19 protein-coding genes and 1 tRNA gene are annotated in these 22,703 nt (G+C 54.9%); 12 read left to right on the top strand and 8 right to left on the bottom strand.

The window, feature by feature from the left end:
• Nucleotides 1-155: 155 nt before the first annotated feature.
• Nucleotides 156-371, bottom strand: a complete 216-nt coding sequence (locus SIB64_RS04440; protein ID WP_413442093.1) for a hypothetical protein — start codon at nucleotides 369-371, stop codon at nucleotides 156-158.
• 260 nt (nucleotides 372-631) lie between these two features.
• On the opposite strand from SIB64_RS04440, the gene SIB64_RS04435 reads away from it, so the two are divergent.
• On the top strand, nucleotides 632-991 hold the full coding sequence (locus SIB64_RS04435; protein WP_413442092.1) for a hypothetical protein: 360 nt from the start codon (nucleotides 632-634) through the stop codon (nucleotides 989-991).
• A gap of 1,397 nt (nucleotides 992-2,388) precedes the next feature.
• On the opposite strand, the gene SIB64_RS04430 is transcribed toward SIB64_RS04435, so the two are convergent.
• The 3 genes from SIB64_RS04430 to SIB64_RS04420 all read right to left on the bottom strand — a co-directional run bounded on the left by SIB64_RS04430 (nucleotide 2,389) and on the right by SIB64_RS04420 (nucleotide 6,095).
• Nucleotides 2,389-2,973, bottom strand: coding sequence for a tetratricopeptide repeat protein (locus tag SIB64_RS04430; RefSeq protein WP_413442091.1), 585 nt, complete (start codon nucleotides 2,971-2,973; stop codon nucleotides 2,389-2,391).
• Nucleotides 2,974-4,339: 1,366 nt separating this feature from the next.
• Nucleotides 4,340-5,041, bottom strand: a complete 702-nt coding sequence (locus tag SIB64_RS04425) for a hypothetical protein (RefSeq protein WP_413442090.1) — start codon at nucleotides 5,039-5,041, stop codon at nucleotides 4,340-4,342.
• Between the two features lie 980 nt (nucleotides 5,042-6,021).
• A tRNA-Pro gene (locus tag SIB64_RS04420) sits at nucleotides 6,022-6,095 on the bottom strand.
• A gap of 199 nt (nucleotides 6,096-6,294) precedes the next feature.
• Between SIB64_RS04420 and lipA the strand changes: the two genes are divergently transcribed.
• Nucleotides 6,295-7,164 (top strand): lipoyl synthase, encoded by an 870-nt coding sequence (gene lipA / locus SIB64_RS04415; protein WP_413442871.1) that lies wholly within the window; start codon nucleotides 6,295-6,297, stop codon nucleotides 7,162-7,164.
• Here the strand turns inward: lipA and SIB64_RS04410 are convergent.
• Together SIB64_RS04410 and gltB are read right to left on the bottom strand one after the other, a co-directional pair.
• Nucleotides 7,142-7,450 (bottom strand): YciI family protein, encoded by a 309-nt coding sequence (locus SIB64_RS04410; protein WP_413442089.1) that lies wholly within the window; start codon nucleotides 7,448-7,450, stop codon nucleotides 7,142-7,144. The genes lipA and SIB64_RS04410 overlap by 23 nt on opposite strands.
• 15 nt (nucleotides 7,451-7,465) lie before the next feature.
• Complete coding sequence (gltB, locus tag SIB64_RS04405) at nucleotides 7,466-12,073, bottom strand: glutamate synthase large subunit (protein WP_413442088.1); 4,608 nt, start codon at nucleotides 12,071-12,073, stop codon at nucleotides 7,466-7,468.
• 104 nt (nucleotides 12,074-12,177) lie between these two features.
• On the opposite strand from gltB, the gene SIB64_RS04400 reads away from it, so the two are divergent.
• The 9 genes from SIB64_RS04400 to SIB64_RS04360 all read left to right on the top strand — a co-directional run bounded on the left by SIB64_RS04400 (nucleotide 12,178) and on the right by SIB64_RS04360 (nucleotide 20,704).
• Nucleotides 12,178-13,893 (top strand): phosphodiester glycosidase family protein, encoded by a 1,716-nt coding sequence (locus SIB64_RS04400; protein WP_413442087.1) that lies wholly within the window; start codon nucleotides 12,178-12,180, stop codon nucleotides 13,891-13,893.
• Nucleotides 13,894-13,911: 18 nt separating this feature from the next.
• A complete protein-coding gene (locus SIB64_RS04395) occupies nucleotides 13,912-14,238 on the top strand; it encodes a HesB/IscA family protein (RefSeq protein ID WP_413442086.1) in 327 nt (108 codons plus the stop codon).
• A gap of 73 nt (nucleotides 14,239-14,311) precedes the next feature.
• Nucleotides 14,312-14,686 (top strand): 30S ribosomal protein S12, encoded by a 375-nt coding sequence (gene rpsL, locus SIB64_RS04390; RefSeq protein ID WP_413442085.1) that lies wholly within the window; start codon nucleotides 14,312-14,314, stop codon nucleotides 14,684-14,686.
• Nucleotides 14,687-14,738: 52 nt separating this feature from the next.
• Nucleotides 14,739-15,209 carry a 30S ribosomal protein S7 gene (rpsG, locus tag SIB64_RS04385; protein ID WP_413442084.1) on the top strand — a complete coding sequence of 157 codons (471 nt, stop codon included), beginning with the start codon at nucleotides 14,739-14,741 and terminating at the stop codon, nucleotides 15,207-15,209.
• 89 nt (nucleotides 15,210-15,298) lie between these two features.
• The gene (gene fusA, locus SIB64_RS04380; protein ID WP_413442083.1) at nucleotides 15,299-17,374 is read left to right on the top strand and encodes an elongation factor G; all 2,076 of its coding nucleotides are present in this window, start codon (nucleotides 15,299-15,301) and stop codon (nucleotides 17,372-17,374) included.
• Between the two features lie 44 nt (nucleotides 17,375-17,418).
• Nucleotides 17,419-18,618, top strand: coding sequence for an elongation factor Tu (gene tuf / locus SIB64_RS04375; protein WP_413442082.1), 1,200 nt, complete (start codon nucleotides 17,419-17,421; stop codon nucleotides 18,616-18,618).
• A 117-nt stretch (nucleotides 18,619-18,735) separates the two neighbouring features.
• Nucleotides 18,736-19,056, top strand: coding sequence for a 30S ribosomal protein S10 (gene rpsJ / locus SIB64_RS04370; protein WP_413442081.1), 321 nt, complete (start codon nucleotides 18,736-18,738; stop codon nucleotides 19,054-19,056).
• A 56-nt stretch (nucleotides 19,057-19,112) separates the two neighbouring features.
• Complete coding sequence (locus SIB64_RS04365; RefSeq protein WP_413442080.1) at nucleotides 19,113-19,775, top strand: LON peptidase substrate-binding domain-containing protein; 663 nt, start codon at nucleotides 19,113-19,115, stop codon at nucleotides 19,773-19,775.
• Nucleotides 19,775-20,704 carry a methyltransferase domain-containing protein gene (locus SIB64_RS04360; protein WP_413442079.1) on the top strand — a complete coding sequence of 310 codons (930 nt, stop codon included), beginning with the start codon at nucleotides 19,775-19,777 and terminating at the stop codon, nucleotides 20,702-20,704. Before SIB64_RS04365 ends, SIB64_RS04360 begins: the two co-directional genes overlap by 1 nt.
• Here the strand turns inward: SIB64_RS04360 and pheA are convergent.
• Nucleotides 20,694-21,536 carry a prephenate dehydratase gene (pheA, locus tag SIB64_RS04355; RefSeq protein ID WP_413442078.1) on the bottom strand — a complete coding sequence of 281 codons (843 nt, stop codon included), beginning with the start codon at nucleotides 21,534-21,536 and terminating at the stop codon, nucleotides 20,694-20,696. The two genes, SIB64_RS04360 and pheA, sit on opposite strands and share 11 nt — an antisense overlap.
• Before the next feature lie 30 nt (nucleotides 21,537-21,566).
• Between pheA and SIB64_RS04350 the strand changes: the two genes are divergently transcribed.
• Nucleotides 21,567-22,154 (top strand): DUF1997 domain-containing protein, encoded by a 588-nt coding sequence (locus SIB64_RS04350; RefSeq protein ID WP_413442077.1) that lies wholly within the window; start codon nucleotides 21,567-21,569, stop codon nucleotides 22,152-22,154.
• Here SIB64_RS04350 and SIB64_RS04345 read toward each other — a convergent pair.
• Nucleotides 22,092-22,694, bottom strand: coding sequence for a ribonuclease HII (locus SIB64_RS04345; RefSeq protein ID WP_413442076.1), 603 nt, complete (start codon nucleotides 22,692-22,694; stop codon nucleotides 22,092-22,094). The genes SIB64_RS04350 and SIB64_RS04345 overlap by 63 nt on opposite strands.
• Nucleotides 22,695-22,703 lie beyond the last annotated feature (9 nt).

The following is a 22,703-nucleotide window of genomic DNA, read 5'->3' as shown; positions in this document are numbered from 1 at the left end:
GCAGATAAGAATTGGCTGCATATCCCCACACATTGCCCCAAATTATTTTCTTATTTAAGGGCAACAAAGCATTTACTTTAATGCATAGACATTTTCAATATTTTCACAACATTTTAAAGAAAAAAGCCAAATCTTTACGATCAAATACCATGAAATCAAGATCTAAATCCCTTCTTAATCTCACTGATTTTACGTTCTGATTTCTGATTGTCTTGCAAAACTTGAGGAGCATCATCCTTAAATAGCTTTCCATCAAGCCAAACGGTAAGGGCATAAACCAGAACGAGCGCGGGAACAACAACAAGCCATTCATTGTCAAACTCATAGGGAATCTGCCTCACACCAAAAATAGTCAGATAACCAGTGGCCACTGTAAGAATGAGCCGTCGTACAGATCCGGAATTCACATTCAGTCCTATTACCCACCGATTTTAGAGGCGAATCAGCTGACTGAACAACAGAGCAGTCGTCGTAAAGCCAAGTCAACCTAGAGCGCCAGTAGACACACAACCAATCTTGGGGCTGATGGGTCGTTGCATTTTCGAGACAACCTTGATTTCCCCGTACGTTGATATAAACAAGAAAAATTTGGGAAGGCCTAATTCCATGCCGTTGCCAATAACTGGGTTTGGTGATTAAAGCCACTGTTGCTTTTGGGAAACATGCGAAAATCATCAAAAAGGAGATCGCCTTGACAACGAAGTACCTCAACAACGTTCGTGTAATCGTTAAGGAGGGTTGCGAAGAACAGTATCTGGCAGCCGTCGAAGCGTGGGCGACGCCAGACGGTATGTCTGATCGTTATCTGGCGAAGACGGGCGAGCGTCGATATTGTTTTGTTGGTCTCTGGGAAAGCGAAGAGAAACTTGTGGCAGCTCGCCCCTTCATGATTGAACATCTCAACGCAGTTAGAGGATTCCTCGAAGAACTATCTCCAGAGCTTGGGGTCACGGATCCCGTTTCAGGGCCAGTGGTCGTGCACAAGACTTAAAAGATCATCGTTTTGACCGTCCAATTAGATGAAACCAAAAATCAAAAGTTGCAAGACACCAAAGATTTTTGAATTTATTTTTTTGGAAGAGTTCGGGTCTTACATCATTTCAACCAAAGCATAACAACTAAAAATTAGAAAGGGAAGATCCAAACTTAAAAAACGATTCAGCCTTGATCATGCTGAAATTTTTATGGCAAAAATCTACTAACAACCCACAGAGAATGATTGCATCATCAAACCCACATTGATAAATAGAGCAATTCCTGGTCAATAGTTATTCGCATTTAGTTAGGGTTTTATCGTGGATTTACCAGAGGTTACCCCGCGAGAGAGGACAAGATCATTGATATAATTTACAGCATTGATTCGATGTAAATTGAACAAAGTCATGTTCGTATATTTTCCCAATATAAAGATTCTCACCCTTTGATCCCTTCAAAATCGTATAACTTTGTTGCTCGCTGGCAACACCCTGACCAGATTGAATTTGCGCCTGTGCGCTGGATAGATCTCCCCAGTGATTTCATTCAGGCTTGAAATCAACCGATTGTCGATTGTTATCTTTCAAATTATTGTCAGGTACAATATCTTGGAATTGAGAATAAATCAAGTTGCTGGCATTCATTAAATTTCCGCATAATAAGCCTAGGGAGGATATAATAAGTCTACCAGAATTTCACATTGGCTGCAAAGTAGCTATTAGCTTGGTCATCTTTGCGATGAATGAAGCTTTCATCATTGAAACGAGGCTGTACATCAACTGATTTCATCAGAATCACCTGAATTCATTATATGATCTATAGGTGTTTTATTTGGAAACTGATTGTGATCGCCTCCGATCAATTCCAAGGCATCCTTCGTTAGAGGGAGATGATTGCCAGTGTGTGTTAACGTTAAATACTTAAGAGCCGGATCCGTCATTGTGCTGGTCCAGTCAAAGGTGATGTCGTGTAGATCAGCAACTCCTTTGGGAGTCTCGAAGATTGATTGATTTCAAATAAAAATTGACTTAAATGCCACCAAAAGAGATCATTAGACGGAGTATTTATGTTGAATCATCTGAAACTTTAAGCCTTTGACGTTTTTAAGATCACATCCCATCGGGTGTGTAAGATTGTTGCTTATTGGTGTTTATGAAGCTATCGCCTGGTGAAGTGCTTGTGAAGTAGCAAAACCGCTGTCCTGAAATTGCACGCTAGAAAGTGGTTCGAACAAAAAACACCTCATTCTGATAAGAGCTGGTAATTTAAATTTTTCTTCCTGGCCCTGGTCTGAAACTACCCGACATGAACGGCATTTCCAATCGGTGAACATTCAGGTTCGCCTTAATGAGTCTTAAATAGTTTTCAGCCCTACTAGTACTTTGGAGATCAAGTGTAACGATGACGAATCACTTATTGACATCTCCCTTCCATCAACTCTGATGACAAGTTTAGTCCGGAGAATCGCATATCAGTAAGAAGTCCAAGATCAACCGCTTTTTTCCAATCGGCACAAGCTCCCTCAAAATCTCCATTCAACTCTTTAAGGATACGACGATCATTATAATAACCTGGATATTCGGGATAAATCTTGATAGCTTTACTGTAATCAATAATAGCTCCTTGATGATCACCTAGCAAACCTTTTGCAGTAGCTCTAAGGACGAATGCTTCAGCTTTATTAGGATTCTTTTCTAATGCCATATCGAAATCAAAAACGGCCCCTTGATGATCTCCTGTTTTCATTTTTAGATTACCATTGATAACATGTGTCGCGTAAGAATCTTGATCGTTTTTTCGAAGCCAAACATGAAACAATCCTTGAAAAAGCAGAATATTCATTCCTATAATGACAATGAGTATGAATCCTGTTCCGACGAATTGGAGAATTCCCAAAAAAACACTTAGGCTGCTAATGCCTGTAGTTTTCTCCTGCTCCTCAAGGCCTAAACCATCCTTGTTCTCGTCAATAGGGGGTTTGCGAACATCGTCTAGCATCTGTTGATTACTCGAAAAGCCTCAGTAATCGTACAAGATTAATCTTGATGTACTCATCATATTTAAAGGTGATACTAGTAACAGGTAATTGAAATCCTGTTGATCGAAACATTAACGGTACTCCCATCGCTACGAGATGAATAGTTACCAAAGGCCGATGCACCGTTGTGAGGTCTTCCAATCCGAGCTAGCAATGGCTCAACCAGTCGCAAACCGATTCACGCCGAAGAGCCAAAGAAGCCAAATAAATTGTGCAGCGGCTGCACCCTGGAGCAGCGGTGGCATCATTGAGTCGAGAGTTGACAGATCGGGCATAGGGAGACAACTAGAAAGCTATTTCTCCATTGACTAAGTATGGTTTAGAAATGTAAATATACTGACCATATTATGGCTATAAACTTCCAAATCAGTGCTGAAATAATGGATTTTAAATTGTTTTTTTGATTACCTGAATGATCTCTCAATACAGCATCAAAGCCTGAGCCAGAAATAGCAGAGGATGTGGTTGATACGTTTAAGGAAAACCTTGAAACGATCGAAAGCCTCAATAAGAAACGCAAACCGCGTAAGGCACTGCCCTGAATCACAGTTGACATTTCCGAACGAATGTACACAAGATCATTGAGCTTGATCGTCAAAGACGAATCTCAGAATAAGAAAGTTAGTATGGATGGAAGTTGCAAGTATGGTCGCGGAATTGGAAGAAAGCTAATTATGCAACGGCGATTGCAAGAAAAACAGCTGATAATGCAATGACGAGAATCACTACATCCAAACTAAAGGCAATGTTGTTTATTATTTTGAAAACAAAGCATCGTTATAAATGGATACTGTTTTGCTCTCGACATTCACAAGATCACAGTCAGCGTGGTGAGCCATGCCAACCATTTTTGGTATGGATGAAACCTATTGGTGGTTAAGATCTGGTGGGATGCAGCGTCAACGACGACCCCTTGCAAACAGAAGGTTTTACTGCTTCAGTGAGTGGAGTTCTACTGCAGTATTCTGCTTCGCTAGTGAGGCAGGTTTGATCTTATTGGGCATAGGTAAAGCACAGTCTTCTTGTCATATGAACCGGCTGTTTGCTTTACTCACTTACATGTTGGGCCAAATATCTGCTTTTCATGCTTAAACGTGCCAGCAAATTCACACATCCGTTGCAAACAAGCCGGCAACTGAAAAAGAGCGACTCCTCATGCTACGGGGCTCCGCTATTGGCTTGCGTCAAAAACAAGACAAAGAACCTAAAGCTGCATAAAAACATACACAAGTTAAGTAGAAACGAAAGCACTCGTAAAAGTATTAATTCATTTTCCAAACTATCTTTGATATGCTTGTATATTTTCCAGGGAAGTTAAAAGGTCATCTAAGCAGGAATGATGGAGCTAAAATCCAGATCCCCTGCAAGGACACCCAAAGGTGACGTCAGCTCACCAACCAGACCCAATTTATTACTCTGCTTTTTAGTTGGCGCCACAAAGCTTTTTTTCAAATCCATTTGAATCAACATTGCCCCTTGATCTCCAGTGTCGTCAAGTAGACGCATAAAGTATTTGACACGATCAGTTGTTTTACCATTACGAGTGCTGGTTGTGTCTACACGGTTGATCCCGAGGTAGCCATTGGTCAAATTATCGTTTTCGAATAAATTTGAAGGCCCAAAAGAATCACCAGCCTTGTATTTCCCCTTGCCGATCAGCCTTTTTTTACCAGCAGTTCCAGGCGATTTACCACAATCACTATCTTTTTTATACAGAAAAATCTTTGCCGTTCCTTTTCCACTTATCTCTAAGCCACCACATTCCAAGTCAACGAATTGATCCCAGTTTTTTGGTCTTTTTGAGGAACGAATTGTTCTTTCTGAAAAGAAGCTCCAATGACCAGAAACTTTCTGATCGGAAGGCTGCCCCACACTGCCACTGGAATGCGTTATCGCCCAATCTCCCGCGTCAAAGCCGGAGCCTGTGCCAACGTTGAACTGGCCAGCGCCTTTAGGGCTATTCCTTCGAATGAAGCTAAAGGAACTAGACCGATCTGACGTACTGATATTTATTGATTCTTCTGACATGTTTCCTCGATAAATCGAATAGGCTCCGTATTATACTCACTTTTTGGCAATTTGGTTGACCGCAAGAAAGCCAATCAATATCGACGGCTGTCAGTATATTTGAAGCAGTCATCACCGCCCAACTCGCCAGCCGCACATCCCTGTTGTCGCTATTCCTCTTTGCAATGGTGTATTGGCACCACGCTTCGCCAGAAATTCATAGACCGAAAATAAAATCAATCGCTCTTCGTATAACTGCCTGTTAGCTTGCGCCATTACTGGCACGACTAAAAAAAGAAGCGAAGAAAGTAAGAGTTCTCAAAAGCCTGTCACTTTGGTGAAACACAACAAACCAATGATACAGGAACTAATCAGCAAGGCAACATCAATGCCAGAATCGATTGCTTCCATAATATATTTACATACCGAACAAGTTCTTTAGGTTCAAGCACTACGCGTTTCAAACGCAAATGGAATCAAGCTCGGCGGTCGTCACGAGGAAGCCATAAAAGCCACCCATCAAATAATATTCGGGCGATCCAATAAAAGAATGCATTGGCCAAAATAATCAAAGAGATCCTGTCAACATCCGACTAGATAACAACGGTACAGATCGCCTTTTGATTCTTGTTCCGGTTAGCGCTCTACTGTCGGCAGTGGCTTGGGCCTCTAAAAATTCTGGAGCGGTGAATACCCTTGATTGTCCGAGATGTTGATTACCAGTCCTTCCCAAATCCACCTCAAAACAATTTTTATGTTGTATGAAATTGCTCCAAGCATCCCCAAACGGACAGGAGTCCACCGCTTGAAGCAGCTCAGCAGTAAGGTTTCTAATCGATCTATAAAGCCATAGATCATATGAGTATTCAAAACTGTGAAAGGCGCCTGCGCTGCACTTACAACATGACAGGCCATTGGTTCAATTTTGCACTCAAGTCAGTGTTGCGCTGTATTGTCGTTTACTTCAAACTAAAAAAGTGAATTATCAACGGGCCACCAAATCGGGATGACAGGATTCGAACCTGCGGCCCCTTCGTCCCGAACGAAGTGCGCTACCAAACTGCGCTACATCCCGTTGAGGTTATCTTAGACGACGATGGGCTGGCCTGATCAACTTGATCTCGGCTGATTGTGCTGCAAAGACATCTGACGAATGGATCACTACTAAAGCCCTCATTACTTTCAACAAACCAAGCAAAAACTGCACGCCTATTGGTTTCAACGCAACCGTAGGTTATTTCCGCTTGATAGACTCAACAATTGTCCGGTCCTCCGTGCTCAAGCCCGAGTGGTTGCGCGTGAAAGCCCCACAGCGGGAGCGCATCGGTGCTGTGGCCGACCTGCTGCTTGACCTGAAACTCAACACGGTCTGCCAGGAGGCCAGCTGCCCGAACATTGGTGAATGCTTCGCCGGAGGCACGGCCACCTTCCTGATCATGGGCCCGGGCTGCACCCGGGCCTGCCCCTACTGCGACATCGATTTCGACAGAAGCGTTCGCACACTCGATCCCACTGAACCGGAGCGGCTCGGTGAGGCCGTAGCTCGCCTGATGCTGAGGCATGTGGTGATCACTTCGGTGAACCGGGACGATCTTCCAGATGGTGGTGCCTCCCAATTCGTGGCCTGCATCGAGCAGGTGAAACAACGCTCGCCTTTCACCACCATCGAACTGCTCATCCCTGATTTATGCGGGAACTGGGAGGCTCTGGCCACGGTGATGGCGGCGGAACCCCACGTGTTGAACCACAACATCGAAACAGTTCCACGTTTGTACCGGCGGGCTCGCCCCCAAGGCCTCTACACGCGATCACTTGAGCTGCTGCAACGGGTGCGGGCCGACTGGCCAAAGGCGTACAGCAAATCGGGGCTGATGGTGGGACTCGGCGAAACCGACGAGGAGGTGATCGGCGTGCTTCGCGATCTACGCGCCCATCTCGTGGACATCGTGACCATTGGTCAATATCTCTCACCTGGACCTAAACATTTAGCCGTGGACCGCTTTGTCACGCCGGATCAGTTTGCCCATTACCGACGCATCGGTGAAGAGGAACTTGGCTTCCTGCAGGTGGTGAGTACACCGCTCACCCGCAGCAGCTACCACGCCGGTGAAGTGCAGCGACTCATGGCCAGCCATCCCCGCTGACGGGGATCCATTCCTGCAAGGTCCAGCTCACGAGGCCCGCAGTGATCATCGGATCCTGCTGCACCAATTCGAGCGCGTCGTCATAGGAATCGGCTTCAAAGATCAGCAGGCCCCCTCCGCCTGGACGCCTGCAGCTGTCCACCAGAAAGCCACTGCGAATGACACGGCCCTGAACTGCCTGCTGGTCCACCCAACGGCGATGGGCCTCGAGATGGGGCCGCCTCTGCTCGATTGGAAGAGCGGCCGCTGACGGCGTGAACGTTTCGTGTTTGGCGAACCAGGGCACAGAACGGTGCCTCGATCAGGCAGCCACCGCCTGCTTGTCCGCCAGGCCCATGGCAGCCCGCTCACTCGGTGGAATCAGCGCCTTGAAGCGATCCTTCACCGCCGGCCATTCGGCCAGCAAGGCCAAAGCCTTTGGACTACCCGTGGCGGCCACATGGGCCTCAAGCAACCCCTTCAACATCGATTCCTGCTCAGCCGTGGTGATCGAACAGACCGCAACAATCTCCGGATTCACGCGGGGCGTAACCCGATCCCCCTCATCCAGAAGGAAGGTCACCCCACCGGTCATTCCGGCACCAACATTCCTGCCCGTGCTTCCCAGAACAACCACCACACCTCCGGTCATGTATTCGCAGCAATGGTCACCCGCGCCCTCAACCACGGCGTGGGCTCCACTGTTCCGCACCCCGAAGCGTTCTCCGGCACGCCCGAGGGCAAACAATTCACCACCGGTGGCGCCGTACAAACAGGTGTTGCCAAGGATCACCTGCTCGCCGGGATTGGCCGTGGCATCAGACGGCACCAGGGTGATCCGGCCGCTGTTCATCGCCTTGCCCACGTAATCGTTGGCCTCCCCTTCCAGACGCACATTCATGCCCTGAACGAGGAAGGCACCAAAGCTCTGGCCAGACGCCCCACGGAAGGTGAGATCGAGCTGGCCCTGGAAGCCACGATTGCCGTGACGCTGCGCAATCTCACCCGCCAGACGGGCGCAGGCGCTGCGGTCGGTATTGATGATCCCCAAGGTGCGGCTCAAGGAACCATGGCTGTCCACTGCCGCCAACAGGTCAGCATCCCCCAGGAGCTGGTCCTCAAGGATCGGACCATTGCCGTGGGCTTCGGAGCTGTGATGGAGCCAGGAGCGGTCCTCAGATCCGTTGATCGGCTCCAGCAGACTTGAAAGATCAACACATCGGGTTTTGGCCAAGTCAACGGCCCTGGGTTTGAGCAGCTCGGATCGGCCGATCAGATCAGCGATCCGAGCCACACCAAGAAGGCTCATCAGCTGACGCACCTCTTCTGCCACATACCAGAAGAAATTCACCACGTGCTCAGGGATTCCCGTGAAACGCTTGCGCAGAGCCTGCTTCTGGGTGGCAACGCCCACAGGGCAATTGTTCGTGTGGCAAACACGGGCCATGATGCAGCCCTCGGCAATCATCGCCACCGAACCGAAGCCATATTCCTCCGCTCCGAGCAGAGCGGCGACAACCACATCCCAACCCGTCTTCAGGCCACCGTCTGCCCTGAGCAGCACCCGGTCGCGCAGGCCGTTTTCAAGCAGAGCTCGATGCACTTCGGTGAGCCCCAGCTCCCAGGGACTGCCGGCATGCTTGATCGAACTGAGCGGCGACGCGCCGGTACCACCGTCGTGACCAGAAATCTGGATCACATCGGCATTGGCCTTCGCCACACCTGCGGCGATGGTGCCGATCCCGATTTCCGCCACCAACTTCACACTCACTGGTGCAGCGGGATGCACTTGATGCAGGTCGTAAATCAGCTGAGCAAGATCTTCAATCGAATAAATATCGTGATGTGGCGGTGGTGAAATCAAGGCCACACCTGGCTTGCTGTTCCGCAGCCCTGCGATGTAGTCGTCCACCTTCGGACCGGGCAGCTGCCCACCCTCACCCGGTTTGGCACCCTGCGCGACCTTGATCTCCAGCTGCCTGGCACTGCGCAGGTATTCCGCTGTAACACCAAAGCGACCTGAGGCAATCTGCTTGATCGCTGAGCAGGCGGTGTCGCCATTCCTCAAACCACCGATACTGGGGAACGAGGCCGAGCGCCCCTCGAGATCCACATCGTTCAACACCTGGAACCGGGCCGGATCCTCTCCACCCTCTCCGCTGTTGCTTTTGCCTCCGATTCTGTTCATCGCCACGGCCAACACCTCATGGGCCTCACGGGAAAGCGCACCGAGGCTCATGCCGCCCGTGCAGAAACGGCTGCAGAGGCTCTCCACACTCTCCACTTGATCGAGGGGCAGGGGCGTCTCCGCCAACTTGAACTCCAACAGATCGCGCAGGGCCGTTACCGGGCGGCTCTGCAGCAGGGTTTTGTAGGTGGAGAAATGGTCGTAACCCGGTCCGGCCTTCACCGCCGCATGCAACGCCTTCGACATCTCAGGAGTGTTGAGGTGGTATTCACCACCGTTGCGGTACTGAACAAATCCCATGAACTCGAGCTTGCTTCGATTCAGCTCTGGGAAGGCCTTGGCGTGGAGAGAAAGCGTCTCGTTGGCCAGCTCCATCAAGGTCATGCCGGCGACACGGCTGGTCGTGCCGCTGAAGGCGGTGTCGATCACATCGGCACCAAGGCCGATCGCCTCAAAAATCTGAGCGCCGTGATAGCTCGCAAGCAGCGAAATCCCGATCTTCGAGAGAATCTTGCGCAGGCCATTCTCCAGCGAGACACGCACATTGGACTGCACCATGTCGGCATTAAGAGCGGGAAGCTTGCCCTGCTCGATCCGCTTCTGTGTTTTGGGATGGGCGAGCCAATGACGGGTGGTTTCCCAGGTGAGCCATGGGCAGACGGCACTGGCGCCATAGCCGATCAGGCATGCCAGGTGATGGGTGCTCCAGCACTGGGCCGTGTCCACCACCAGCGAACAGTGCAGCCTCAGTTTCTGACGAAGCAGGTGGTGATGCACCGCACCAACGGACAACAGCGCAGGCATTGCCACCGTGGTGGCTGAGAGTTGAGCCGCCGCGCCGGACGCACCGACCCGATCGGACAGCACCAGCACCTGAGCTCCTCCACGGACCGCCTGCTCCGCCGCCTCACACAAGGCCCGTAGCGCTGCCTCCAAACCACCGGCGCAGGCCTCCACTGAAACCTGGGTGGAGAGCGACTGCACGGGGAGGCCCTGCCTAGAGATGGAGGCCAGCTCGGATTCGTTCAGCACCGGGCTGTCGAGATGAATCATCGATGCCGCTTCTGCCTGAGGCTTGAGTGCCGGGCGACGCTCACCCAGATGCATCTCGAGGCTCATCACGAGCTTCTCCCGCAGCGGGTCGATCGGCGGGTTGGTGACCTGAGCGAAGCGTTGCTTGAAGTAGTCGTAAAGGAGGTGCGGCTTATTGGAGAGGACCGCAAGAGGGATGTCATCCCCCATGCAGAACGTGGGCTCCTTTCCCAGACCGGCCATGTCACCGATCACCAGGTCATGGTCTTCCGCGGTGAATCCCATGGCGGTCTGCAAGCGCAGCAGATCCAGTTCACCGATCTGACGCTCCTGAACCCAGGGCTGCGAATCCAGGCTGCGCCGGTGCTGCTTCAACCAGTCGCCGTACGGGAAGCGGATGGCCGCATCCTCCTTAACGGCCCAGTTATCGAGGAGCAGCCCGCGTTCCAAATCCACGGCCATCATCTGGCCAGGACCAAGCCGTCCTTTCTGCAGAACGGTTTTGCCGCTGAGATCCACAACACCGGTCTCGGATCCCATGATCACAAAACCGTCTTCGGTTGTGCACCACCGGGCTGGCCGAAGACCATTACGGTCGAGGGTGGCGCCAACCCGTTTGCCATCGGCAAACACCAGCAGTGCTGGGCCGTCCCAGGGTTCCTGGATGCCCGCATTGAACTCGTACATCGCCGTCACATCCGGGCGGCAGTCGAGATCGGGCTGATTGCGGAACGCCTCCGGCACCAGCGTGATCAGGCTGTCGGTGATCGAACGACCACTGCGCACCATCAACTCAAGAGTGGCATCGAGATTGGCCGAGTCGCTGAATGCGGGATTGACAACAGGGATCAGGTCCTCTGCCGAATCACCCCAAACGTTCTCCAAACTGGCTTCCGATGCCTTGGCCCAGTTGAGATTGCCAAGGAGCGTATTGATCTCTCCGTTGTGGCCGAGAAGTCGCATCGGCTGAGCCAGGGGCCAGCGAGGCAACGTATTGGTGCTGAAGCGGCGGTGATAAACCGCAAAACTCACCGCAAAGCGCGGATCACGCAGATCGGTGTAGTACCGCGCCAGGACTTCCGAGCGCACCATGCCCTTGTATACGACGGTGCGACTGCTCAGGGAGGCCACATACAAATCCCGCGATCCCTCCTGACCGAGCACCTGACGGGCTCTGGCACCAACACGGCGACGCAACCGCAACAACAGCGATTCCAAGGCATCACCCTGGACCTGGGACGCGATCAGCCACTGCTGAATCGATGGTGCATTGGCACGGGCCAGCGGACCGAGCACCGAGGGGTCGACCGGCACCTCCCTCCATCCGCAGGTTTCCAATCCCAGGGAAACCGCTTCTTCGTCACAGAAGCGACGGGCTTCCGCCTGACGGGCCGCATCCGTTGGCATAAACATCATGCCCAGGCCACTTGCCGCTGACGCTTGAGGCCATACCTCTTTCAGGTACGCCCAGGGAATGGCACAAAGGATCCCTGCGCCATCACCGGAATCCCCATCACCACCGCAACCACCGCGGTGCTCCATGCAATCCAGTCCACGCAGAGCTTGCTGAAGCACCCAATGGCTGGCCTCCCCGGAGAGTTGCGCCAGGAAACCCACGCCACAGGCATCCTTCTCCCCGGACACACTCGCTGGCGCAGCCGTGTCCCGATAAGGCCAAGCAGAGACTGTGTTGGGGAGGGATTCGGACATGAACGGCAACCTGGCGGACGCATGGGTCTGCAGCGACGACTTCCCCTGCAAGAACCATCTCGATTGACGATCCTAGGCAGGCGTGTTTCCGTCCCCCGCATTCCATGCTGCCAATCGCCCAGCTGCCAGCTCCACCGCCGTTGCTGCGAGCCACTCCAGAGCAGCAGGGCGATCGTGTGGTGATCGCCGGACAAACCCTTCAAACAGTCTGGATCTGGCGGGGTGGAGGAGCTGATCAACCGGCGGAACTCTGGTTGACACTCGAAGTTCTGGAGGCCCAACTCGGCTTTCACCGCAGTGAATCCAACGGCCAGGCACAACTGGAATGGTTCGGGCGCCGCGCACAGCTAGGCGCGTTGCCCACCAAAACCCTTGGGGATGAGGTCGGCATCGATGTCGCCAAATGGCTCAGGGACGTCGGGGTGGAACTGAAGCGCCAGGGGGCTCGCCTGGAGTTGACGCTTCCCAGACCTCGCCTACAACAGCTGCGGCAGGGAAAAGGCAGCACCGCTGACCGCCTGGTGCTGGACCTCAACGGCCCGGTATTTGTGCAGCGGCAAGGGAACGATCTTCTGCTCGATCTACAAAGCAGTCCTCGTCAGCAGACCGAGCTGAAACGACTGGGGCTGGCACCGCTCCAGACAGCGTCCGGACTGCGGCTCAAGGGTCAGGCTGCGCAGCTGCGCAGCCTGACCCTTGCCACCCCGTGGCGGGTTGTGCTGGATGGAGTGAAGCACCAATCCGAGCGCTCCAACGTCGCCCTCAGCGCACCAACGGCACTGCCCTTAACCGATCCGGCCCTCGCAACCCTGGTGCGTCGGGGCCTCGTGCTGGACCGCCGCAGGATTCGGGTGGGCGTCAAGCCCCTGGAGATTCTCCGGGCCGGTGGTGAACTGGACCATCTCGGCCTCAGCCTGATGCCGCTGCCCATGGCAGGCCGTCAGCAAGGGCTGCGGTACCTGGACCAACTGGCCGCGCCAGCTGGCGCGCTGGTGGCAGTGAACGGTGGTTTCTTCAACCGGATTCAGCAACTTCCCCTCGGCGCTTTGCGCCTCAGAGGGGTGTGGCTTTCGGGTCCGATCCTCAACCGCGGCGTTGTGGCCTGGGAGACGGGCAAAACACCCGAGTTCGGTCGGCTGCGCCTGGATCAGGAATTGCAGGTCCAGGGTGGGCGGCGCTGGGGGCTGGGCTTCCTCAACAGCGGCTATGTCCAACGGGGCCTGAGTCGATACACGGCCGCCTGGGGGCCCACATACCGCTCCCTGAGCGGCGGAGAGCAGGCGATCCTCCTGCAGGACGGCACGGTGACCGCGACCTACAGCACGGACCAGCTTCGGCGAGGGGTTCCGCTACCCCGCCATGGCGATCTGATCGTGGCGAGAGGCAGAGCACCCCTGCCAGCCGGCGTGGGAGATCGCGCCACCGTGAAGGAACGGGTCAGCAATCCTGTGGGACGCCTGCCGAATGTGCTCGGAGGAGGCCCCTTGTTGATGCAGGCCGGGCGGGTGGTGCTGAATGGCCGTGGCGAAGGGTTCAGCCCTGGCTTCGTGGAACTGACAGCGCCGAGGACCGTGGTCGGCCATGGACGGGGAGGGACGTGGCTGCTCACAGTCCGCAGCGCCGGCGCCGGAGGGCCAAGCCTGCTTGAAACCGCCCTGGCAGCTCAGCAGTTGGGCCTTCGCAATGCGCTCAATCTGGATGGGGGCAGTTCCACAACCATGCTTGCGGCAGGACAAACGCTGATGACTGGCAGCAGCAGTTCACCTCGCATCCACAACGGACTTGGGCTGGTGCCACAGCCAGCCCTGCCATTGTGGTGAGCCCAGTCACATCAACCGATGGCTGACAACCTGCGACTCACCGCCTCCGCCGCAGCCGAGCTGGGCCGCCAGGCCGCCGTCGCCGGCACCCCCGGACAGATGCATCTGGATCTCAAACCAGGGGATTGCGCCCGGCACTTGGTTCGAATCCGGCCGGGGCAACTCACCGGGGTGGCCGTCGCCAGAGCCGACGGGGTGACCCTTCATGCCCCAAAGGACCAGCACAAGCTCCTGCAGGGGCTTTGCTTGGATTACCGCGGTGATCTCAGTGGAGGCGGTTTTCTGATCCGCAGCTCCACGGCGATTCAGACCTGTGCATGCGGCAGTTCGTTCAGCCGCACCTAAAAGGGGCGGACGACCGGGTAAAGTGGCGGATTGTCGAATCAGGTCGGGGAGTCCGACCGCAAGCCGACCCTCGATGCCAACTATTCAACAGCTGATCCGTACGGAGCGTCAGCGCCTTAAGGCCAAGACGAAGTCACCTGCCTTAAAGGCCTGTCCCGAACGCCGGGGTGTCTGCACTCGTGTGTACACCTCCACGCCAAAGAAACCCAATTCCGCACTGCGCAAAGTTGCGCGTGTGCGTCTGACCTCCGGTTTCGAGGTGACCGCATACATCGGTGGCATCGGCCACAACCTTCAGGAACACTCCGTCGTACTGATCCGCGGTGGTCGTGTCAAAGACCTGCCCGGTGTCCGCTACCACATCATTCGTGGAACCCTTGACACCGCTGGAGTCAAGGACCGTCGCCAATCTCGTTCCAAATATGGAGCGAAGTCTCCGAAGGATTGATTCCCGGAACGTCACTCCACTGTTTTCACCGACCACAACGATCTGACCCTCCATGTCCCGCCGCAACGCCGCTGAAAAGCGCCCGGTTCTTCCTGATCCGCAGTTCAACAGCCGTCTCGCCACGATGATGGTGGCAAGGTTGATGAAGCACGGCAAGAAGTCCACGGCCCAGCGGATCCTGTCGGACGCCTTCGGTCTGATCAACGAACGGACTGGTGGCGATCCCCTGGAACTGTTCGAAACGGCCGTGAAGAACGCCACTCCATTGGTGGAAGTTCGCGCCCGACGCGTTGGTGGCGCCACCTATCAGGTTCCAATGGAAGTGCGCCAGGAACGCGGCACAGCCATGGCGCTTCGCTGGCTGGTGAGCTTCTCTCGTTCCAGGAACGGTCGCAGCATGGCGCACAAGCTGGCCGGTGAACTGATGGATGCCGCCAATGAAGCTGGCAACGCTGTTCGCAAGCGCGAAGAGACGCACAAGATGGCTGAAGCCAACAAGGCTTTCGCCCACTACAGATACTGAGCCTCCCAGGTCAGCGCAAAGCACTTTTGCTCACGTCTGGCCTGTAGAGTCTCACCCGCCTTTTAACGCCCCACTCCGGAGACTTTCCTGTGTCCCGCGCATTTCCCCTGGAACGCGTCAGAAATATCGGTATCGCTGCACATATTGATGCCGGCAAAACCACCACTACTGAGCGGATTCTGTTCTACTCAGGCGTGGTGCACAAAATCGGCGAGGTGCATGACGGCGCCGCAGTGACCGACTGGATGGCCCAGGAGCGGGAGCGCGGTATCACCATCACGGCTGCTGCCATCTCCACCAGTTGGCGGGATCACCGCGTCAATATTATTGATACTCCTGGCCACGTGGACTTCACCATTGAGGTGGAGCGATCGATGCGCGTTCTGGACGGTGTTATCGCGGTGTTCTGCGCGGTTGGTGGCGTTCAGCCCCAATCAGAAACCGTATGGCGTCAAGCCGACCGGTACTCCGTGCCCCGGATGGTGTTCGTCAACAAAATGGATCGCACGGGAGCCGACTTCCTGAAGGTTCACGGCCAGATCAAGGATCGCCTGAAGGCCAATGCCGTTCCGATTCAGCTGCCGATCGGTGCTGAGGGAGAACTGAGCGGCATCATCGACCTTGTCTCTAATAAGGCCTACATCTATAAAAACGACCTCGGTACCGACATCGAAGAGGCCGAGGTGCCTGCAGCGATGGCCGATGAGGTTGAAGAGTGGCGCAATACGTTGATGGAAACCATCGCCGAGACGGACGAGGAGTTGATCGAGAAGTTTCTCGAAACAGGTGAGCTCTCCTCCGAGGATCTGAAAAAAGGAATTCGCGAAGGTGTCCTTAAGCACGGTCTTGTGCCGATGCTCTGTGGTTCTGCCTTTAAGAACAAAGGCGTCCAGTTGGTTCTCGATGCAGTGATCGATTACCTGCCCGCTCCCATCGATGTTCCCCCGATCCAGGGGATTCTTCCTGATGGGACGGAAGCGGTTCGCCCCTCTGACGACAACGCTCCGTTCAGTGCCCTGGCCTTCAAGGTCATGGCCGACCCCTACGGAAAACTGACTTTTGTCCGGATGTACTCCGGTGTCCTGTCCAAGGGCAGCTATGTGCTGAATTCCACCAAAGACAACAAGGAAAGGATTTCGCGTTTGGTGGTGCTCAAGGCCGATGATCGTGAGGAGGTTGATCAACTCAGAGCAGGTGATCTCGGAGCTGTGCTTGGCCTGAAGAACACCACCACCGGTGACACGCTGTGTTCGACCGATGATCCGATTGTTCTGGAAACCCTGTTCGTTCCGGAACCCGTGATCTCCGTGGCGGTGGAGCCCAAGACGAAAGGCGACATGGAGAAGCTCTCAAAAGCCCTCGTCGCTTTGGCTGAGGAAGACCCCACGTTCCGCGTCAACACCGATCAAGAAACCGGTCAGACTGTGATCGCCGGCATGGGTGAACTTCACCTTGAGATCCTTGTGGATCGCATGCTTCGCGAATTCAAAGTGGAAGCCAACATCGGCGCTCCACAGGTTTCCTACCGGGAAACCATCCGTGGTTCTGCAGGCGGAGAAGGCAAGTTCTCCCGTCAGACAGGTGGTAAAGGCCAGTACGGTCATGTCGTGATCGAAATGGAACCCGGTGAGCCAGGTTCTGGCTTCGAGTTTGTGAACAAGATCGTCGGTGGTGTTGTTCCAAAGGAGTACATCAAGCCCGCAGAACAGGGCATGAAGGAGACCTGCGAATCCGGTGTGATTGCAGGATTCCCGCTCATCGACGTGAAGGTCACCATGACCGACGGCTCCTATCACGATGTGGACTCGTCGGAAATGGCGTTCAAGATCGCCGGATCCATGGCCTTCAAGGATGGGGTCAAGAAGTGCAACCCCGTACTGCTTGAACCGATGATGAAGGTCGAAGTCGAGGTCCCCGAGGATTTTCTCGGTTCGATCATCGGCGACCTGTCCTCACGCCGAGGACAAGTTGAAGGCCAATCGGTTGAAGACGGCACCTCCAAAATCTCAGCCAAGGTGCCCCTGGCTGAGATGTTCGGATACGCCACTCAGCTCCGATCGATGACCCAGGGCCGGGGCATTTTCTCGATGGAATTCGCAAACTACGAGGAAGTTCCTCGCAATGTGGCAGAAGCCATCGTTTCCAAGAATCAGGGCAATTCCTGATCTCTATTAACTACCTCATTCACCCCTCGATTCTTTAAACACTCATGGCACGCGAGAAGTTCGAAAGGAACAAGCCCCACGTCAACATCGGCACGATCGGCCACGTTGACCATGGCAAAACCACTCTCACCGCCGCGATCACCAACGTGCTCGCGAAAAAGGGTCAGGCCGAGAAGCAAGATTATGCAGATATCGATGGGGCTCCTGAGGAGCGTGAGCGCGGCATCACCATCAACACCGCCCACGTCGAGTACGAAACCGATACCCGTCACTATGCCCATGTGGATTGCCCCGGCCACGCGGACTACGTCAAGAACATGATCACCGGTGCTGCTCAAATGGACGGCGCCATCCTGGTGTGCGCCGCCACTGACGGCCCGATGGCTCAGACGAAAGAGCACATCCTGTTGGCAAAACAGGTGGGCGTTCCCGCGCTTGTGGTCGCTCTCAACAAGTGCGACATGGTCGATGACGAAGAGATCATCGAACTGGTCGAGATGGAAGTGCGTGAACTGCTCGACAGCTACGACTTCCCTGGCGATGAAATCCCCGTCGTTCAAGTCTCTGGTCTGAAAGCTCTCGAAGGCGAAGCCGAGTGGGAAGCCAAGATTGAAGAATTGATGGCTGCTGTTGACGCCAACATCCCCGAACCCGAGCGGGAAGTCGACAAGCCCTTCCTGATGGCAGTGGAAGATGTGTTCTCCATCACTGGTCGTGGAACCGTGGCCACCGGCCGGATCGAGCGCGGCAAGGTCAAAGTGGGTGAGGAAGTCGAAATTGTCGGCATTCGTGAGCCTCGCAAAACCACCGTCACCGGTGTTGAGATGTTCCGCAAACTCCTCGACGAGGGCATGGCTGGTGATAACTGCGGCCTGCTGCTGCGTGGCATCCAGAAGGAAGACATTGAACGCGGCATGGTGCTTGTGAAGCCAGGCTCCATCACACCCCACACCAAATTCGAGGGTGAGGTGTACGTCCTGAAGAAGGAAGAAGGAGGACGCCATACCCCCTTCTTCGCTGGTTACCGCCCGCAGTTCTATATCCGCACCACGGATGTGACGGGACAAATCACCGCCTTCACCGCTGACGACGGTTCGGCTGTGGAAATGGTGATGCCTGGTGACCGCATCAAGATGACCGGTGAGCTGATCTGCCCCGTCGCGATGGAAACCGGCATGCGCTTCGCGATCCGCGAAGGTGGTCGCACCATCGGTGCCGGCGTTGTGACCACGATCATCGAATGATCTGAGATCGACAGATCTCGGAGGGATGGACTGAGGCTTCGATCTCGCCATCCCTCACCCCTTTTTCGAACCTCGACAACCCAATCCACTCCATCAGGGATCTGACCCTGTCTTCCCATGACCACCGCGATCGCTCAGCAGAAGATCCGCATTCGCCTCAAGGCGTTTGATCGCCGCATGCTCGATCTGTCCTGCGAAAAAATCATCGAAACAGCCGACAACACCGCCGCAACCGCAATCGGCCCTATTCCTCTACCGACCAAACGCAAAATCTATTGCGTCCTGCGCTCCCCTCACGTGGATAAGGACTCCCGTGAGCACTTCGAGACCAGGACCCATCGCCGCATCATTGATATCTACAGCCCATCCGCAAAGACGATTGATGCTCTGATGAAGCTGGATCTTCCCAGTGGCGTGGACATCGAGGTGAAGCTCTGATCTCGTCAGAGCAGCAGGCCTCTTCCTAGGATTCATCCAACAGTCAGACGGCGTTCGTGAGTGATTTTTCCGTCAGGGAACTACCCCTGTTTCCTCTGCCGGACGTCGTCCTGTTTCCGCAGCAACTCCTACCGCTTCATATTTTCGAATCCCGCTATCGAATGATGCTGCAGTCGGTTCTTGAATCCGACAAGCGCTTTGGAATCGTTCGCATTGATCCCTCTAATCGGGAAATGGCTGAAATTGGCTGTTGCGCAGAAGTTCTGCAGCACCAAACCACAGACGACGGGCGCAGTTACATTGTCACGCTTGGGCAGCAACGCTTCCGGGTGCTCAACATCACCCGTGAAACCCCCTTTCGCTCCGCAATGGTGAGCTGGGTGGAAGACGATGAAGTTGAAAATCCGGACGGCTTGAACGATCTCAGCACCACAGTTCGAGATGCGCTGCACGACGTGGTGAATCTCACCGCAAAACTCCAGGGCAGGGATGTGACCTTGCCCGAAGACCTTCCCGACCTACCGCGCGAGCTTTCTTTCTGGATCGGGGCTCATCTCGACAATCGAGCAGCAGGTGAACAACAAGGCCTGCTGGAACTCACCGATACCCATGAACGGCTGCAGCGTCAGTTCGACATGCTCGACAACACCCGTCGACAACTGGCAGCCCGCACTGTTCTCAAAGACACCCTCTCCAATCCCGATAACAGCGACGCCTGATGCTGACTGAAGCACTTCTCCTCACCGGTGGACTCAGTGCCACTGCTTTTCTGCTGTGGAAGCGTCGCAACCGCCGCTACACCTCCTCCGAAAGCGTGGCAGCCGCCTACGACGCCTGGACCGATGATCGTCTCCTGGAACGTCTCTGGGGAGAACATGTGCACCTCGGCCACTACGGCACTCCCCCGTCCGATCGGGATTTCCGCAAAGCCAAGGAGGCATTCGTCCACGAGCTGGTCCGCTGGAGTGGCCTCGACCAGCTGCCCAGGGGGTCCAAGGTGCTGGATGTGGGGTGTGGCATCGGGGGCAGCGCACGGATCCTGGCGCAGGATTATGGATTTGATGTTCTCGGCATCAGCATCAGTAGCGCACAGGTTCGGCGTGCTACCGAACTCACACCCGAAGCCTTGTCTTGTCGGTTCGAGGTCATGGATGCCCTGGATCTTCAACTGGCCGATCAACAGTTCGACGCCGTTTGGAGTGTGGAAGCGGGGCCGCACATGCCCGACAAACAGCGGTTTGCCGATGAACTATTACGAGTGATGCGTCCTGGTGGATGCCTCGCCGTTGCGGACTGGAACCGCAGGGACCCCTCGGATGGAGCATTGAACCGCAACGAACGCTGGGTGATGCATCAACTCCTCACCCAATGGGCCCACCCTGAGTTCGCCAGCATCAAAGGCTTCCGACAGAACCTTGAAGTCAGCCAACACAACAGGGGGGCGATCAGCACCGGTGATTGGACCCAACCCACCTTGCCCTCCTGGATCGATTCAATTGTCGAAGGCATACGACGACCCGGAGCTGTTCTCGGGCTTGGTCCAAAGGCTGTGATTCAAGGGTTGCGGGAGACACCAACGCTGCTGTTGATGCGCTGGGCTTTCGCCACAGGCTTGATGCAATTCGGTGTGTTCCGCCTCAATCGCTGATCAACTCCGAGCTGGGGTAAGCCCCAAAATGCGCCAGATGCTCACACATCGGTTCAAGATCGGAAATTAATGCTTTCAAAGCCGACGTCGACTGGCCTGCAAGATCAACATCCACAAAAAACACATATTCTCCGAGCTCCCGCTTCGACGGCCTGGATTCAATCCGGCTCATATTGAGGTTGCGCTGAGCCAGACAACCCAAGGCCTCAAGCAAAGCTCCAGGCGCATTGCAATGGAGTGAAAAGGCGAGGCTGGCGAGATCACCGGACAGCCTCCGTTCCCCTCGTTGCAACAACAGGAACCGGGTGCAGTTACCCGCCACATCATTAATCGGATACTCCAAAAGATTCAATCCGCGTTCATCACCAGCCTTACGGGAAGCGATGGCTGCTCTGAATCGACTGCCCACCACCATGCGGGCCGCCTCGGCAGTTGAGCTGGTCGGCAGCTGCAGTGCAGACGGGAGATGGGAAGCCAACCAGCCGCTGCACTGCGCGAGAGCCTGCGGGTGAGACAACACCTCGGTGATCGAGTTCAGATCTCCATCGCTGAGCAGTGCATGGCGAATCGGCAGAACCAACGCTCTACGAATGGTTAGGTCTCGATGCCTCCAGAGGGCATCGAGCGTGGCGGTGACACCACCTTCGACGGAGTTCTCCACGGGGACAACCGCGGCATCGCTTTGACCGGATGCCAAATGATCCACCACAGCGCGCAATCCCACGCAGGCCACCGGTTCGGCATCAGCCAACCCCTCCAGCTCGATGAGCGCCGCAGTGGCTTTCTCTCCATAGGTGCCCGCCGGACCAAGAAATGCGATGCGTGAAGGCATCAGGGCTGGTGGCACGGACTCGATAAGATCATGACGCGCCGAGCGTCGACCATGCCTCTGGCTTTCAAGGCCAGTCAGCACCTTGATCTCCCTGTCCGTCGCCAGGCACAGAACCTTCCCGCCTATCTCCGACAGGACGATCGCCTGATCGCAGCACTGCTGGACGGTCAACAACTCACGCGCATTGGGCCTGGCCGTTATCGCTACCTGGTCACCAAACTTCAGGTGTTTCAACTTCAGGTGACCCCTGTTGTCATCCTCGAAACCGAACACCAAGACGAGTCCATCGTGATGCGCGCTGTGGACTGCGAACTCGAGGGTCTTGGCGTGGTAGATGACTTCAAATTGACCCTTGAAGCGATCCTTAATGCCACACCCACCGGGTTGGTGGGCGACGCTTCACTGGCCGTTCAGGTCAGCCAGCCAGCACTCCTGCGGCTGATTCCGCGGCGGCTGATCGAATCGACAGGCGAATCGATCCTCAGTGGCATTCTGATTGGCATCAAGGCCCGTGTTGGTCAGCAGCTGCTCAGTGATTTCCACCGCTGGTGCAGCTCAATCGAGAGTGCCAAGAAGACGACGGAGAAAACTGCGGCGGTGCAGGGCAGTCGGGCCTGATAACAGGAGCGCCTGACGGTGCTGAGCGGTGCCATACCCGGCATGGCGTTCTAGCCCATAGCCCGGGAAACGAAGCGCCAGCCGCCTGATCAAGGCATCTCTGGCCTGTTTGGCCAGCACACTGGCCGCAGCAATCGCCGCGGAGAGACTGTCGCCAGCAACAATGGTTTGCTGATGCCCTGTCCAGGGCCGCAGCGGCAGCGATCCATCCACCAACACCAGCGATGGTTGTTCCGGCAAACGCTGCAAGGCACGAAGCATGGCCAACTCCGTCGCCGCCCGGATCCCCTGCCGATCAATGTCCCGGGCTGAGCCCTGCCCGAGGGCCCAAGCGATGCTGTTTTGCTCGATAAGTGGAACAAGAGCCTGCCGGCGTTTGGCCGTCAGCTTCTTGCTGTCAGTGAGGCCGGCCTCCAAAAGCCTCCCAGCCGCCTTGATGTCCAGCACAACAGCAGCCGCAAACACGGGACCAAACAGGCATCCACGACCCACTTCATCCACACCGGCCACCCCTGGTCCCGCTGGAACATCCACCGTCAACTGAGCAGA

This window comes from Synechococcus sp. MIT S1220, from assembly GCF_047303025.1.
Classification (GTDB): domain Bacteria; phylum Cyanobacteriota; class Cyanobacteriia; order PCC-6307; family Cyanobiaceae; genus Parasynechococcus.
The sequence above is the reverse complement of the archived record's forward strand: the minus strand, read 5'-3'. Positions and strand labels throughout refer to the sequence as shown.